This is a genomic window from Rothia kristinae NBRC 15354 (assembly GCF_001570865.1).
Lineage (GTDB): Bacteria > Actinomycetota > Actinomycetes > Actinomycetales > Micrococcaceae > Rothia > Rothia kristinae.
Genome location: NZ_BCSM01000011.1, coordinates 37,961 through 52,443 on the forward strand (window position 1 = coordinate 37,961; position 14,483 = coordinate 52,443).

Sequence of the window (14,483 nt, forward strand, 5' to 3'; positions counted from 1 at the left end):
GCACGCGCAGGTCAGGAGGCCACGGAGCGCAGGCGGGGCGCCTCGTCCTCCGCGGTCTCCTGCGCTTGCGGGACCCGGTGGGTGGGGACGGGGCGGCCCTCGGCGTCGAAGGAGGCGCCCAGGCCCAGCTGGATGAAGCGGATGGTGTTCCCGATGCGGGTCTCCCGGGCGGCCTCGTCCTCGGCGCGCCCGCGATCCGCGGCGGAGGACAACGAGCCGTGCACCAGCTGCGCCATCTCGCGGATGTCCGACTCCGGCAGGTACCCCTGGTCGATGCCGGCGCGCAGGATCTGGGCGAGCACCGCCTGCAGCTCCCCGACGTGGTGGCCCAGCTTCTCGAAGGACTCCGGGGAGAGCACCGAGCGCATCGCCGGACCCGGAGGCAGGTGGCGGCGGGACATGTCCTCGATCTGCATCCGCACGTACACGGCCAGCTGATCCACCGGGTTGGTCACGGTGGCCAGCTCGGTGCGCAGATCCCCGATGAACCGCTCGGTCTCATCCAGGGCGTAGGCCACCAGCAGCTCACCCATGTCCGCGAAGTAGTTGTACACGGCCGTGCGCCCGATCCCGGCGTTCTTGGCCACGTGGGTCATGGTCAGGCCGGTCAGCCCGTTGGTGTAGAGGAGCTCGCCGAAGGAGGCCAGGATGGCGTTCTTGGTGTTCTCCCGCTGGGCGGCGTTGGTCGCGGCGCTGATTCGAGGCATGCTGACATCATACGGGCAGGTGTCACCAAAAGACAGTCATGACGACGCCGCGTCGCCATCCGCGGTCGCATCCAGGTCCAGGACGCGGGCGTACATGACCTGCCGATGCTGCAGCGCGGTGCGCAGGGCCCGGTGCACCCCGTCCTCCAGGTACAGCCGACCCCGCCACCGGACCACGTGCGGGAACAGGTCCCCGTAGAAGGTGGAGTCCTCATCCAGCAGGGTGCCCAGGTCCAGGGTGCGCTGCGTGGTGATCAGCCGGTCCAGGCGCACCTGCTGCGGCGGGATGGTCCCCCACTGCCGGGGCCCGTCGTACCCGTGGTCCGGGTACGGGCGGGAATCACCGACGGCGTGGAAGATCATGCCCCCATGATCCCACGGGCACCCCCGAGGACCCGGGATCTCACGAGCGGATCGGGATCATGCCGGTCTCCGGCAGCGGGATCTCCCCGGTGCACGGGTGGCGCCGCTCGGCCTCCTCCTCGGAAGCCGCCTCCCGTCGCTCCTCCTGCGCTCCGGCAGCCGCGGTGGTCCCGGAGGCCGCGACCGTGGTGGCCAGGTCCTTCTCCACGACGAACAGCAGCACCAGCGCCGCGGCGATCCCCAGCGGCATGATCCACAGGAAGATCGGGATCAGGGCGTCGCTGTACGCCCCGATGATCACCTCGCGCACCGGATCCGGCAGGGACTGCACCACCGAGGGGGTCAGCGAGTTGGTGGAACCGAGGCTCGTGGCCTGCCCCTGCTGCCGGGCCGCGGCCAGCACCGGGGCCAGGCGATCCGCCAGCAGATCCTTCAGCCGGGCCGTGAACAGCCCGCCCACCAGGGCCGAGCCCACCGTGGCGCCCACCTGGCGGAAGAAGTTGGCCCCCGCCGTCGCCGTGCCGACCATGCTCACCGGGAAGCTGTTCTGCACCACCAGGGTCAGCAGCTGCATGGACATCCCCAGGCCCAGACCCACCACGGCCAGGGCCAGGCAGATCAGGTATGTGGCGGTGTCCGTGGCCAGGCGCGAGAGGCAGAACAGCCCGGCCGCGATCAGCAGGGAGCCGGCCACCATGAAGGCCTTGTATCGGCCCAGCTTGGACACCAGCGCCCCCACGGTCACCGAGGTCACCAGCATCGTGCCCATCATCGGGATCATCAGCAGGCCGGCCTGGGTCGCGTCCACCCCCAGCACCATCTGCAGGTAGGTGGGCATGTACCCGATCGCCCCGAACATCGCGATGCCCATGCACAGCCCCGCCACGGTGGTCAGCACGAAGTTGCGGTCCCGGAACAGCGCCATCGGCATCACCGGCTCGGCCGCGCGCAGCTCGACCGGCACGAACAGCGCCGCCGCCACGACGACGGCGCCCAGCAGCCCCAGGATGGTCGGAGAGTTCCAGGCGTACTGGTTCCCGCCCCACGTCATCGCCAGCACCAGGCAGGCGGTGGCCGCGGCCAGCAGGGCCATGCCCAGGACGTCGATGCGCGCCCGGCGCGTGCGCGCCCCCGCGTTGGTGTGCGGGATGAGGAACACGGCCGCGGCCAGGGCCAGCGCGCCCAGGGGCACGTTCATCCAGAAGCCCCAGCGCCAGCCCGGGCCCTCGGTCAGCCACCCGCCCAGCAGGGGCCCGGCCACGGAGGAGAACGCGAACACGCCCATCAGGGCTCCCATGTACTTGCCGCGCTCGCGCGCCGGGATGACATCGGCGATCACCGCCTGGGACAGGATCATCAGGCCGCCGCCGCCCAGACCCTGCAGCCCACGGGAGACGATCAGCCCCGTCATCGACTCCGCGAGCGCACCGGTCACGGACCCGGCCGTGAAGGCGAGGATCGCGAAGATCAGCAGGGGCTTGCGGCCCCAGAGGTCCCCGAGCTTGCCGTAGATCGGCATCATGATCGTGGAGACCAGGATGAACGCGGTGATCACCCAGGACATGTGCTCCACCCCGTCCAGCTCCCCGACGATGGTGGGCAGGGCCGGGGAGAGCACGGTCTGGTTCAGCGAGGACATCAGCATGATCAGCATCAGCCCGATGAACAGCAGCAGGATGCTGGGGGCCGGGGCGGGATCGATGGCCCCGCCGGGCTCGGACGACGTGGCCGACTCGGCCGCCGACGACGGCGCGGGGGCGGTCTGCGGGGCGGAGGCCCGGCCGGGGCGCGCGTGACGCGGGGTGTAGGTGGTGGTCAACGTTCCTCCTGGAGGATCTGAGAGAAGAGGGCGGCGGAGCGGGCGATCTGGGCGTCGGCCTCGTCGATCTCCCGTCCCGCACCGAAGTCGATGTGGCGCAGGATCGCCGCGGAGAGCAGGACCAGGGCCCGAACGCGGCGCACCTGCTCCGGGTCGGGCTCGGCGTCGGGCTCGGTGCGGGGCACGAGCTCTCCCCGCTCGGCGTAGGCGGCCCAGTCCATGCCCAGCAGGAACTGCTGCAGGGCCTGCTCGCAGCGCAGCATGTGGATCTTCATCCGCTGGCGCAGCTCCGGCAGCTCGCGGATGACCTCGCGCGACGCCGCGGCGGCTTCCGGGGACATGGACCCGCGCAGCACCCGCAGGAAGATCTGCGCGGCGTAGGCCGGCAGAGCGCTCTTCGCGGGGTGGGGCACGGTGCGCAGCAGCTGCTCGCTCATCTGCGGTTCGCGCAGCCCGAGGACGGCGTCCTCCTTGCTGGGGAAGTAGTTGAAGAAGGTCCGGGTGGAGACCCCCGCCTGCTCGGCGATGGACTCCGCGGTGGTGCCCTTCAGGCCCTTGGCGCGCGCCTGCTCGGCGGCGGCGGCGTGGATGGCCTCCCAGGTGCGGGTCCGGCGGCGCTCGCGCAGCGACGGCGATTCGTTTTCTTGCACTACTGCATCTTATGCACTGATGCAGTATCTGCACGAGTGCATCTTCTATGGGATCGGTCACCGGCTCCGCCGGCGGGTCCGTCAGAGGGCAACGCCGACGGGCGGCGGTGGGCGACGCGGGGCGGCGGGCGGGTCCGTCGGCGGACGGCGGGCGGGTCGGGCCGAGGGCGGCGGTGGCAGAATGGTGCGCCGTCGTCCTCCCCGGCCTCACTTCCCCACCGTCCCAGGAGTCCCGTGTCCCCGCGCCGTTCCCGCCGATCCCGCAGCCGTCCCCGCCCGCGCGTGCGGATGAGCACCCGCACCCGGTTCATCGTCACCGTGGTCGCGGTGGTGGTGCTCGCCGTCGTCGGGCTGGGCACCCGCGGGCTGGATCTGTTCCGCGGCGAGGACGGATCCGCAGATCGGTCGGGCGCGACCGCATCCCGGGCGGCCGGCCCCCTGCCCACGGGCCTCACCGCGCAGCAGGCCCTGGATTCCCTGGAGACCAAGGGCAAGGCCGCCCGGACCGGGTACTCCCGGGACGCCTTCGGCGCGCGGTGGGCGGATGTGGACCACAACGGCTGCGACACCCGCAACGACATCCTCGCCCGGGACCTGACCCAGACCACCCTGCGCCCCGGGACCTGCAAGGTGGCCACCGGGGTGCTACAGGATCCGTACACGGGTCGGCGCATCGACTTCACCGCGGGGGCCCAGACCAGCGCGGCGGTGCAGATCGACCACGTCGTCGCCCTGTCCGACGCGTGGCAGACCGGCGCCCAGCAGCTGTCCACCGCGGACCGCATGGCCCTGGCCAACGACCCTCTGAACCTGCTGGCCGTGGACGGGCCCGCCAACAACGGCAAGTCCGACGGCGACGCCGCGACCTGGCTGCCCGAGCAGAAGTCCTTCCGCTGCGAGTACGTGGCCCGGCAGGCCGGGGTCAAGCGCAAGTACGACCTGTGGGTGACCCGTGCCGAGCGGGCCGCGATGCAGCGGGTCCTGGACACCTGCCCCGGCCAGCGCATCCCCACCCGGTAACCCGCCCGGCCCGCTCCACTGGGTTTCGGGCCGGGTTCGTCGCTTCGGGACGGGTTATTCCGGTCCCGAAACGACGAACCCGTCCCGAACCGATCTGATCAGGGCCGGGCCGGGCCGGTCAGTAGCCCAGGCGGGCGTTCTCCAGCACGGGCAGAGCCTGCCGGGCCCGGGGCACCACGTCCAGATCCAGATCCACGATCTCCAGGTGCTCCCCGCCGTCCAGCTGCGCCAGGGCTTCTCCGAACGGGTCCGCGACGACGGAGTGCCCCACACCCGTGGGCGCGCCCTCCGGCACCGCGGCGCCGGTGACGGCCGGGTCCGCCTGGCCCACCGCGAGCACGATCGTGTTGCTGTCCAGGGCACGGGCCCGAGTCAGGATCTCCCACTGCCGGACCTTGCCCCCGCCGGCACCCCAGGAGGCCGCACACACGATGACCTCGGCCCCGGCGCGAGAGAGCTCAGCGAACAGCTTGGGGAAGCGCACGTCGTAGCACAGGGCCAGCCCCACCCGGTGCCCGGCGACGCTGAGCACCACGGGCTCCCGACCCGCAGCCACGGTGTCCGACTCGCGGAACCCGAAGGCGTCGTAGAGGTGGATCTTCGCGTAGTCGAAGCGCTCGCCCTCGGGGGTGTACGCCGCCAGCACGTTGCGCACCCGGGGGCTACCGGACCCGGCCGGAGCCTCCTCGAACTCCCCCGCCACGATGGTGATCTCCCGCTCGGCGGCCAGCCACATCAGCTCGGTCTTCCAGTGCTCGGCATGCTCCCGGGCCGCACCCAGCAGGTCGTGGCCGAACCCGATCATCGTGGCTTCCGGGAAGACGACGAGCTGCGCACCGGCGGCCGCGGCGCGCTCGGTGTGCTCGCGGACCAGGGCGAGATTCCCCGCGACGTCGGCGGTGGTGCTGATCTGGGCGATGGCGGCTCTCATGCCTCCACCCTGCCACGTCCGTCCGGGACCCGCGCACAGGGGCCGGGACCGGCCCCCGAGGCATGACGCCCGGGACTGGATCCCCGGGCCGGGCAGCGGGCACGGCACAGAATCCGCACAGCGACCCTCCGATAGACTCGCCCGAGGCGCACCGATGCCCGCACCCCGGTTACGCCCGGGCCGCAGACCCCCACGGGCGGCCCCGGAGCGCCTCCGGGGCGGACGCGGAAGCACCCGGACCATCGCACCCCATTCGCACCAGGACACACACTGTGGACATCCAGAACCACTTCTACGGCCACTCCGCCGCCTACGCCGCCCACGCGGGCCTGTCGGCACCACGCCACATCGCCGGTCTGGTGCAGCACGGGTGGACGCCCACCTCCCCGGTGCGCAGCCACTTCACGGAGCTGACCTCCGCCGCACCAGCCGGAGGGCTGTTCGTGTGGTCCCACGGTTCCCGGGCCTGGGATCCCGCACGGGATGAGGAGGAGACCGGATACCGGAGCACAGCCATCGGGGCGCCGTTCCTGTACCTGGCGGACCAGGTGCGCGCCCGCGGGGCGATGCCGGAGCGCACGATCCCCACCGTCGTCGTCCCCTTCCACGGCTCCAAGATCTTCCAGCTGGAAGGCGACCAGTCCGTGTACGCCCGCCAGGTCTACGAGAAGGAGGGCCCGGCCGTGGTCTGCCTCCACGTGGATGACATGGAGCACGAGGAGATCGTGCGCGCCTGGACCGACGCCGGGCACCGGGTGACCACCTGCGGTCAGCGCCGGGACCCGGAGTTCCTCTCCCGCAACCTGTGGCTGCTGGCCTCCGCACGCAAGGTGGTCACCAACCGGGTGGCCACGGCCTCGTTCTACGCCGCAGCCCTGGGCACCCCCGTGCACACCTACGGGCCCTTCTACTCCGTGCGCAACGCCGCCGCGACGGATCCTGACGAGGCCGCGATGCGCGCCATGTTCCCGGAGTTCTTCGCCGAGCAGCCGGACCAGGAGGCGCTGCGGCGGATCGCCGAGGTGGAGCTCGGCCGCCCCTGGATGCGCCGCCCCGAGGAGCTGACGCGCCTGCTCGGCTGGGACGGGTCCACCCTGCGCCCGGCGCTGCAGTACTGGCTGACCGGGCCGGTGGACAAGGCCCTGAAGGTCCTGGGACTGCGGACCAGCGCGGTCACGACCCCGCAGAGCCCCACCCACGACGGGCAGGCATCGGACCCGACCCCCGCTCCGGCGGTCCCGAACCGGACGGAGCCGAACGCGGGCGGGGAGCCGGCGGAGCCGAGCGCCGGCCCGAAGCCGCACCCCCTGGCGTTCCTGCGCCACCCGCTGCAGCATCTGCCCGAGCGCCTGCCCCGGAGCACCTACCCGCAGGCCGTGGCGCCTGGCATTGAGGACGCCCCGGCGGGGAGCCGCCGGGCATGAGCCGCACCCCGCCCTGGGCCGAGCCCGCCCCGGAGCCCGCCGAACCCCTCGGCGTCCCGGGCCCGGTGGGTCCCGTCCAGCCGTCGAGCCCGCAGCCCCGGACCGCGCAGACCACCCCCGTCGGGTCCCCGCGCCGGGGCCTCCCCCCGCGGGTGGTGCCGTACCTGTACCTCATCGCCTCGGCGGTGCAGGGCATGGCCGCGGTGCTCGTGCAGCCGTTCTCCATCCACCTGTTCGGCGGGGTCCGCTCCCCCGGGTGGAACTCCGCCTCCTTCGCGATCTCGGTGATGCAGGTGGGCCTCGTCGCCTTCTCCGCGGGCTTCCCGCTGGCCATCACCCGCGCCTGGCTGGAACCCGGCGACGGTCCCCGCAACGCCCGAGCGATCAACGGCTTCAACGTGCTGCTCGCGGTGCTCGGCGGCGCCCTCGGACTCGGCATCGCCGCCCTGGCCGGCGCCCCTGCCTACCTGCTGGCCTCGATCTGGTCCATGGCGGCCCTGGCCGTCGTGGTCGCCGCCCAGGCCCAGCTGCGCGCCCAGGCCCGCCCCCTGACCTTCGCGGCCCTGGCCGCCGGCTCCTCGCTGATCGCCCACCTGTTCGGTCTCACCGCCATCGCCCTGTTCGGCGCCCATGCCGCGGTGTTCATGGGCGGCTTCGCCGTCTCCACGACCCTCACGGCCCTCGCCGGGATCCTCCTGACCCGCCCCACCGCACCGCAGAGGGCATGGGGTGCGGTGAAGACAGCGGTGGTGGCCGGGGCGCCCCTGCTGCCGCACTCCTTCGCGATCATCCTGCTGATGCAGGGCGACTCCATCCTGCTCAAGCGCCTGGCCTCCCCCGGGGAGACCGGGGTCTACCTGGCCGCGCTCGTCTTCGCCCAGGGGCCCATCGCGGTGCTAGCCGGACTGAACAACGCCTGGTCCGCGACCGTCCTGAAGGCCTCCCACGGGGACCCGGCCGAGTTCGAGCGGATCTCCCGGTCCACCCTGCGCACCGCGACCCGGCTCGGAGCGCTGATGGCGGTGCTCGGGTCCATCGGCGCGCCCCTGGGGATCCTCGTGCTGGCCCAGGGCAACCCGGACACCACCCGCGTGGCCGTCGTCCTGCCGGTGCTGGGCATCGGCTACGCCCTGTACCTGGTCTCCACCAACATCCTGTTCGGGCGGCTGCGCACCACCGCGTTCTACTGGGTGACCCCGGCCGTCGTCGTGCTCGCCGCCGCGGCCGCCGCCTGGCCGGCCTCCCGCGACGCCCTGGTGGGGGTCGCGTGGGCGAAGGTCGCGGCCTTCACTCTGCTGGGTCTGGCCTATGCGTGGAACGCCCGCAAGGACGTCGCTCTGCCGATGCTGCGCACCGTGGGGCTGGTGGCCGCAGCGGGGCTCGTCGCCGCCGCAGTCCTCGCCGTCTACACGCTGCTGCTGGCCTGAACCGGGCACCGGGACCAGCCCCGGCCCACCCACTCAGTCCAGCAGGGATTCCAGGACGACGGCCGCGCCGTCCTCGTACACGCTGGGCGCCACCTCGTCGGCCACCGCCCGCACGCCCTGCGCGGCCTGGCCCATCGCGACCCCGCGCCCGGCCCACGTGAGCATCTCGACGTCGTTGAAGCCGTCCCCCACCGCGACGGTGCGCTCGCGCGGGATGCCCAGCCGCGAGCGGATCTGCTCCAGCGCGGAGGCCTTGGACACCCCGTGCGCGGCCACATCCAGCCACGGCGTCCACCCCACCGCGTAGGCGACCCCGTGCAGCCCGGCCCGCTCGATCGCCTCGGTGAAGTCCTCCAGGTCCAGCTCCTCGGAGAAGACCACCACGCGCACCGCGGACATGCTCGCCAGCTCCTCGAAGCCCACCACCCGGGCGGGCGCGCCGAAGCTGGCGTCGTGCACCGGGACCGTGGACCAGAACGCCCCCTCGGCGGTCTCCAGGGCGAAGCGAGCCCCCGGCACGGCCTCGCGCAGGGTGCGCAGGGCCGGTTCGGGGCGGAACTCGGCGGCGTCGATCACCGCGTACCCGCCGGGGGCCTCGGCGTCGATGCGCAGGGTGATCCCGCCGTTGGAGGCCACCGCGTAGCCGCGGGTGATCCCGGCCAGCTCCACCACGGGCAGGGCCGCGGCCCGGGAGCGCCCGGTGGCGATGACCACGTGGTGTCCGGCCGCGACCACCGCCTGCACGGCCCGGCGCACCCGGGCGGACATCGCGCCGTCGTGATCCACCAGGGTGCCGTCCACGTCCAGGGCCACCAGGTGGGGTCCCGACGCCGGGCTTCGGGGCGCGGAGGTCACCGGCTCCCGGCCTCGCGCACCGCCGGGATGACCTCCAGGCCGCCCAGGTAGGGGCGCAGCGCCTCCGGGATGCGCACGGAGCCGTCCGCCTGCTGATGGGTCTCCAGGATCGCCACCAGCCAGCGGGTCGTGGCGAGGGTCCCGTTGAGGGTCGCGACCATGCGGGTCCCGCCTTTCTTCCCCTCCGCGCCCTCGGGGGTGCGCTCGCGGATGTTCAGGCGCCGGGCCTGGTAGGTGGTGCAGTTGGAGGTGGAGGTCAGCTCGCGGTACGTGCCCTGGGTGGGCACCCACGCCTCGCAGTCGAACTTGCGGGCCGCGGAGGAGCCGAGGTCCCCGGCGGCGGTGTCGATGACGCGGTAGGACAGCTCGCACAGGCCGAGCATCTCCTCCTCCCAGGCGAGCATCTGGGCGTGCATCGCCTCGGCGTCCTCCACCCGGGCGTAGACGAACATCTCCGCTTTGTTGAACTGGTGCACGCGGATGATGCCGCGGGTGTCCTTGCCCGCGGACCCGGCTTCGCGCCGGTAGCAGGTGGACCAGCCCAGGTACTTCAGGGGCCCGTCGGACAGGTCGATGATCTCGTCCGCGTGGTACCCGGCGATCGCGACCTCGGAGGTGCCCACCAGGTAGAGGTCATCGCGCTCGAGGCGGTAGATCTCGTCGTCGTGCTTGACGTTGAAGCCGGTGCCGGCCATGGTCTCCGGGCGCACCAGGGTGGGGGTGGTGAGCATGGTGAAGCCGCGTCGGCTCGCGTAGTCCAGGGCCATGGTGAGCAGGGCCTGCTCCAGGCGGGCCACGTGGCCTTTGAGGAAGTAGAAGCGGGCCCCGGAGACCTTGGCGCCGCGGGCCATGTCGATGCCGTCCACGATCTCGCCGATCTCCAGGTGGTCCCGGGGGGCGAACCCCTCGGCCTCGAAGTCTCGCGGCTGTCCGACGGTCTTGACGACCTCGAAGTCCTCCTCGCCGCCGGTGGGCACCCCGTCGATGATGAGGTTCTCCATGCGGGAGGTCAGCTCGTCCTGGTCCCGCTGGGCCTGCTCGGCGCGGGCCTCGGCCTCCTTGACCTGACCGGCCAGCTGGGCCGCCTGGGCCTTGGCCTGCTCGAAGGCGCCCTGCTGGGAGGGGTCCTTCTTCGCGGCCCCGGCGAGCCGGCCGATGTCCTTGCTGGCGGCCTTCTGCTCGGCGCGCAGGGACTCGAACTCGCTGATGGCCTGCCGACGGGAGGCGTCGGCCTCCAGGATGCGGTCCACCAGCTCGACGTCGGCCTGGCGGGCGCGCTGGGAGGCTCGGAAGAGGTCGGGGTTCTCACGCAGAAGACTGAGGTCGATCACGCCCCCAACCTACCGCACGGCCGTCCGCGTCGAGCGGCCTCCCCCGGGGCCGGCTCTGCCGCTCTCGGCGACAGGTCCCGCCGGCGAGGGGCAGGCCGCCCCTTCCGCTCGCCCCTCACGTAGCCTGGGAGACATGACTCGACCTTCCAGGCTCCTGGCCGCCGCGGGCCTCGCCGTGTTCGGCGGCGCCGCGGCCGCCAGCATCACCGCGGCCTGGCTGCGCAGCTCCCCCCTGCCCCCGGCGATCGCCGCCCCGGACCGGCCCCCGCTCACGCCGGGGCCCCCGCGGCGGGTCGGCGTCGTCGTCAATCCGGCCAAGCACGGGGCGCGGGAGGCCCTCGACGTCGTGCGATCGTCGCTGCGCCGGGCCGGCTGGGAAGAGCCCCGGGTCTACGAGACCACCGTGGAGGACCCCGGTGCCGGTCAGGTGAGCGCAGCCCTGGCCGACGGGTGCGAGCTCGTGCTGGCCATGGGCGGGGACGGCACCGTGCGCCAGGTCGCCGCGGAGCTGGCGGGAACCGAGAAGACCCTCGGCATCGTCCCCCTGGGCACCGGGAACCTGCTGGCCCGCAACCTGGAGCTGCCCTTCACCGACCCGGCCGGCTGCGTGCAGATCGCCCTGCACGGGCACCCGCACCGCATCGACCTCATCGGCATCCGCGCCGAGCTGGCCGAGGGGGAGGCAGTGCGGCAGCGCTTCACCGTGATGGGCGGGGCCGGATTCGACGCCCAGATCATGACCGACACCCGGGATCGCCTGAAAGCCCGCATCGGCTGGATCGCGTACGTGGAGGCCGGGATGCGCAACCTCGTGGCCCGCCGCCACTCCGTGAGCATCACCGTGGACGACGCCGCCCCCGTGCACCGCAAGACCCGATCGGTGATCGTCGCCAACACCGGGGATCTCACCGCCGGGATCCGCCTGGCCGAGGCCTCCCGGCTGGACGACGCCCGCCTGGAGGCCATCGTGCTCACCCCCCGCAGCCTGCTGGACTGGGCCGCCCTGACCTGGCAGGTGATCTCCCGACGCCGCGGGCTGCTGCCGGTGATCGAGCACCTGCACGGGCGGCGGGTGCACGTGGACTTCCTGCACCACCCGCAGCCCATGGAGGTGGACGGGGACTACGTGGGCGAGGTCCGCGCCTTCACCGCCGAGGTCCAGCCCGGGGTGCTGCGGGTGCAGACCACCTGAACCGGCCCCGCGCACGGCGTCAGGACGTCATCGGGCGCCACCCGGCCGGGCGGAGGACTACGCTGGACGCGCATTCGCCGCCACCGTCGAAAGGAATCCCCGTGGGCACCCCGTCCGCCGCCGCCGCGCTCGAGCAGTTCCGCAGCATCATGGGCACCCAGCACGTGCTCACCTCCGAACGCCGCACCGCCCCCTATGCCCGCGGCAACCGCTACGGGTCCGGGAAGGTGCTGGCCGTGCTCAGGCCCGGCACCCTCGTCCAGATGTGGCAGGCCCTGCAGGTCTGCCTGGACCACGACATCGCCATCATCAACCAGGCCGCCAACACCGGGGTCACGGGCGGGTCTTCCCCTGCCGCGCAGGACTACGACCGCGACCTCGTGATCATCTCCACCCTGCGGATCAACCAGATCCACCTGATCAACGACAACCGCGAGGCCGTATGCCTGGCCGGGTCCACCCTCTACGAGCTGACCGCCAAGCTCACCCCGCTGGGCCGGGAGCCGCACTCGGTGATCGGCTCCAGCTCCATCGGCGCCTCCGTGGTCGGCGGCATCGCCAACAACTCCGGCGGCTCCCAGGTCCGCAAGGGGCCCGCCTACACCGAGCACGCCCTGTTCGCCCGGGTGGACGAGCACGGGAAGGCGCACCTGGTCAACCACCTCGGCATCGAACTGGGCGAGGACCCCGAGCACGTCCTGGAGCGCGCCCAGCGCGGGGACTGGGACCCGGCGTCGGTCACCGCCCCGCCGGAGGACACCACCGGCACCGACTACGCCGAGCACGTCCGGCAGATCACGGACACCCCGGCCCGGTACAACGCCAACCCCAAGTTCCTCTTCGAGGCCTCCGGCAGCGCCGGCAAGCTGATGATCTTCGCCGTGCGGGTGCGCACCTTCCCCCTGGAGAAGGACACCGCGACCTTCTACATCGGCACGGACAGCCCCAAGACCCTGGAGGACCTGCGCCGGGAGATCCTCACCTCGGACCGGCGCCTGCCGATCTCCGGGGAGTACCTGGGCCGGGAGTCCTTCGACATGGCCCGGAAGTACGGCAAGGACACCTACGTGGCCCTGAAGTACGCCGGCAGCCGCACCCAAGTGCGGATGTTCGCCCTGAAGAACTGGGCCAACGGGGTGTTCGCCAAGCTGCCCGGCTTCGGCCCGACGACGGCGGACACCATCGCCCAGAAGCTGTTCGCCCTGCTGCCCGAGCAGGTCCCCGAGCGCCTGCGCGCCTTCCGCGACCGGTGGGAGCACCACCTGATCCTGGTGGTCAGCCACGACCAGCGGGAGGAGACCCAGCAGATGCTCACCGGGTTCTTCGCCCAGGACGGGCACGACGGCGGGTTCTTCCTGTGCGACCCCGCCGAGGCCGAGGCGGCCATGCTGCTGCGCTTCGGCGTGGCCAGCGCGACCAACCGGATGTTCAACCTGCGCCGGGAGGAGTTCTCCGACTTCGCGAGCCTGGACGTGGCCCTGCGCCGGGACGACGAGGACTGGCTGGCGCAGATGCCGGAGGAGATCACCAAGGACATCGCGGAGAGCTGCTACCTCAGCCACTTCCTGTGCCACGTGGTGCACGCGGACCACATCATCCGCAAGGGGGTGGACGCCCCCACGGTGAAGCAGAAGATGGTGGACTTCCTCGAGGCCCGCGGGGCGGTGCTGCCGGCCGAGCACAACTACGGCCGTGTCTACCACGCCCCGGACAGCCTCGTGGAGCACTACAGGTCCCTGGACCCGTGCAACGTGTTCAACCCCGGGGTGGCGATGACCTCCCCGAAGCGCAACTGGGCGTAGCCGTCGGCCGGGTCGCGGCTCAGGCTCGCTCCGGGGCCGCGCCCATCAGCCCGGCCACCCAGCGGTCCGCGGCGTCGAAGGCGGCATCCGCGTGGTGGGCATCCACCGCGGGTGCCGCCCCGTCGGCCCGCGGGTAGGAGCCCAGGAACACCACCCCCGGGGAGATCCGGTGCAGCCCGCGCAGCGCGTTGCGCATCCGCGCGTCGGCCAGGTGCCCCTCCGCGTCCACGGAGAAGAAGTACCGGCCCAGGGCCTCCCCCGTGGGCCGGGACTCGATGCGGGAGAGGTTGACCCCGCGGGCCGTGAACTGCTCCAGCAGCTCCATCAGCGCCCCGGGGCGATCCGCGGGCAGCGGGATCATCAGGGTGGTCTTGTCCGCGCCGGTGCGCTCCGGCAGCGGGAAGGCCGCCGGGGCCACCAGGACGAAGCGGGTGACGGCGGTGGAGATGTCCCCGATGTCCTCGGCCAGCACCGCCAGCTCCGGGTGCTGCTCCAGCACCACCGGGGAGCAGACCGCGGCCTGGTACCCGGGGGACTCCGCGCCCAGCAGGGCCAGGGCGGCGGCCGCGGTGGACCCGGCCGGGAGGTAGTCGGCCTCCGGCAGGTGGGCGTGCATCCACCCGCGCACCTGCGCCCAGGCGTGGGAGTGGGTGGACACGGTGCGCACCTGCTCCAGACGGGTGCCGGGGGCGCCGACCAGCACGAAGCGGATGGGCACCAGCACCTCGCGGATGATCCGCAGGTCCGCCCCGGCCGCGATCGCGTCCAGGGTGGCGGTGACCCCGCCCTCCACGGAGTTCTCGATCGGCACCATCGCCGCGTCGACCTCCCCGGCGCGCACCGCGGCCAGGGCCGCCGGCACCGACGGCGACGGCGCGCGCTCGGCGTCGGGCGCGTCCTCCACGGACAGCAGGGCGGCCTCGGTGAAAGTTCCCTCCGGACCCAGGAACGCGTACCTCACG

Annotated in this window: 13 protein-coding genes; 5 read left to right on the forward strand and 8 right to left on the reverse strand. The window is 72.7% G+C overall.

Annotated features, from left to right (window positions below):
- Positions 1 to 11 precede the first annotated feature (11 nt).
- From KKR01S_RS07620 to KKR01S_RS07635, 4 genes are all read right to left on the reverse strand, one after another.
- Positions 12 to 707, reverse strand: coding sequence for a TetR/AcrR family transcriptional regulator (locus KKR01S_RS07620; RefSeq protein ID WP_061225692.1), 696 nt, complete (start codon positions 705 to 707; stop codon positions 12 to 14).
- Between the two features lie 36 nt (positions 708 to 743).
- Entirely contained in the window at positions 744 to 1,070 is a 327-nt protein-coding gene (locus KKR01S_RS07625; RefSeq protein WP_058731800.1) for a type II toxin-antitoxin system VapB family antitoxin, read from the reverse strand.
- Positions 1,071 to 1,110: 40 nt separating this feature from the next.
- The gene (locus tag KKR01S_RS07630; protein WP_244884126.1) at positions 1,111 to 2,772 is read right to left on the reverse strand and encodes an MDR family MFS transporter; all 1,662 of its coding nucleotides are present in this window, start codon (positions 2,770 to 2,772) and stop codon (positions 1,111 to 1,113) included.
- A 113-nt stretch (positions 2,773 to 2,885) separates the two neighbouring features.
- The gene (locus tag KKR01S_RS07635) at positions 2,886 to 3,539 is read right to left on the reverse strand and encodes a TetR family transcriptional regulator (RefSeq protein WP_058731801.1); all 654 of its coding nucleotides are present in this window, start codon (positions 3,537 to 3,539) and stop codon (positions 2,886 to 2,888) included.
- A gap of 288 nt (positions 3,540 to 3,827) precedes the next feature.
- Here KKR01S_RS07635 and KKR01S_RS07640 point away from each other — a divergent pair, with 288 nt between their 5' ends.
- Positions 3,828 to 4,559, forward strand: coding sequence for an HNH endonuclease family protein (locus KKR01S_RS07640; RefSeq protein WP_081101646.1), 732 nt, complete (start codon positions 3,828 to 3,830; stop codon positions 4,557 to 4,559).
- A gap of 118 nt (positions 4,560 to 4,677) precedes the next feature.
- On the opposite strand, the gene KKR01S_RS07645 is transcribed toward KKR01S_RS07640, so the two are convergent.
- Complete coding sequence (locus tag KKR01S_RS07645; RefSeq protein WP_061225694.1) at positions 4,678 to 5,490, reverse strand: nitrilase-related carbon-nitrogen hydrolase; 813 nt, start codon at positions 5,488 to 5,490, stop codon at positions 4,678 to 4,680.
- Positions 5,491 to 5,762: 272 nt separating this feature from the next.
- Between KKR01S_RS07645 and KKR01S_RS07650 the strand changes: the two genes are divergently transcribed.
- Both KKR01S_RS07650 and KKR01S_RS07655 read left to right on the forward strand, forming a co-directional pair.
- The gene (locus KKR01S_RS07650) at positions 5,763 to 6,914 is read left to right on the forward strand and encodes a hypothetical protein (RefSeq protein WP_061225695.1); all 1,152 of its coding nucleotides are present in this window, start codon (positions 5,763 to 5,765) and stop codon (positions 6,912 to 6,914) included.
- Positions 6,911 to 8,341 (forward strand): lipopolysaccharide biosynthesis protein, encoded by a 1,431-nt coding sequence (locus tag KKR01S_RS07655; protein WP_058730400.1) that lies wholly within the window; start codon positions 6,911 to 6,913, stop codon positions 8,339 to 8,341. Before KKR01S_RS07650 ends, KKR01S_RS07655 begins: the two co-directional genes overlap by 4 nt.
- A gap of 33 nt (positions 8,342 to 8,374) precedes the next feature.
- Here KKR01S_RS07655 and KKR01S_RS07660 read toward each other — a convergent pair whose 3' ends face one another.
- On the reverse strand, positions 8,375 to 9,196 hold the full coding sequence (locus tag KKR01S_RS07660) for an HAD family hydrolase (protein WP_224799591.1): 822 nt from the start codon (positions 9,194 to 9,196) through the stop codon (positions 8,375 to 8,377).
- On the reverse strand, positions 9,193 to 10,527 hold the full coding sequence (gene serS / locus KKR01S_RS07665; RefSeq protein ID WP_061225696.1) for a serine--tRNA ligase: 1,335 nt from the start codon (positions 10,525 to 10,527) through the stop codon (positions 9,193 to 9,195). Before serS ends, KKR01S_RS07660 begins: the two co-directional genes overlap by 4 nt.
- A gap of 133 nt (positions 10,528 to 10,660) precedes the next feature.
- Here serS and KKR01S_RS07670 point away from each other — a divergent pair, with 133 nt between their 5' ends.
- Positions 10,661 to 11,719 (forward strand): diacylglycerol/lipid kinase family protein, encoded by a 1,059-nt coding sequence (locus KKR01S_RS07670; protein WP_165596168.1) that lies wholly within the window; start codon positions 10,661 to 10,663, stop codon positions 11,717 to 11,719.
- A gap of 101 nt (positions 11,720 to 11,820) precedes the next feature.
- Entirely contained in the window at positions 11,821 to 13,521 is a 1,701-nt protein-coding gene (dld, locus tag KKR01S_RS07675) for a D-lactate dehydrogenase (RefSeq protein ID WP_224799588.1), read from the forward strand.
- A gap of 19 nt (positions 13,522 to 13,540) precedes the next feature.
- Here the strand turns inward: dld and pheA are convergent, their stop codons facing one another.
- Positions 13,541 to 14,482 (reverse strand): prephenate dehydratase, encoded by a 942-nt coding sequence (gene pheA, locus KKR01S_RS07680; RefSeq protein WP_061225698.1) that lies wholly within the window; start codon positions 14,480 to 14,482, stop codon positions 13,541 to 13,543.
- Between the last annotated feature and the right edge of the window lies 1 nt (position 14,483).

Coding starts and splice junctions, on each gene's coding strand:
- KKR01S_RS07625 (WP_058731800.1), bottom strand. CDS start 1,070: ATGATCTTCCACGCCGTCGGTGATTCCCGCCCGTACCCGGACCACGGG.
- KKR01S_RS07640 (WP_081101646.1), top strand. CDS start 3,828: ATGAGCACCCGCACCCGGTTCATCGTCACCGTGGTCGCGGTGGTGGTG.
- KKR01S_RS07645 (WP_061225694.1), bottom strand. CDS start 5,490: ATGAGAGCCGCCATCGCCCAGATCAGCACCACCGCCGACGTCGCGGGG.
- KKR01S_RS07620 (WP_061225692.1), bottom strand. CDS start 707: ATGCCTCGAATCAGCGCCGCGACCAACGCCGCCCAGCGGGAGAACACC.
- KKR01S_RS07655 (WP_058730400.1), top strand. CDS start 6,911: ATGAGCCGCACCCCGCCCTGGGCCGAGCCCGCCCCGGAGCCCGCCGAA.
- KKR01S_RS07670 (WP_165596168.1), top strand. CDS start 10,661: ATGACTCGACCTTCCAGGCTCCTGGCCGCCGCGGGCCTCGCCGTGTTC.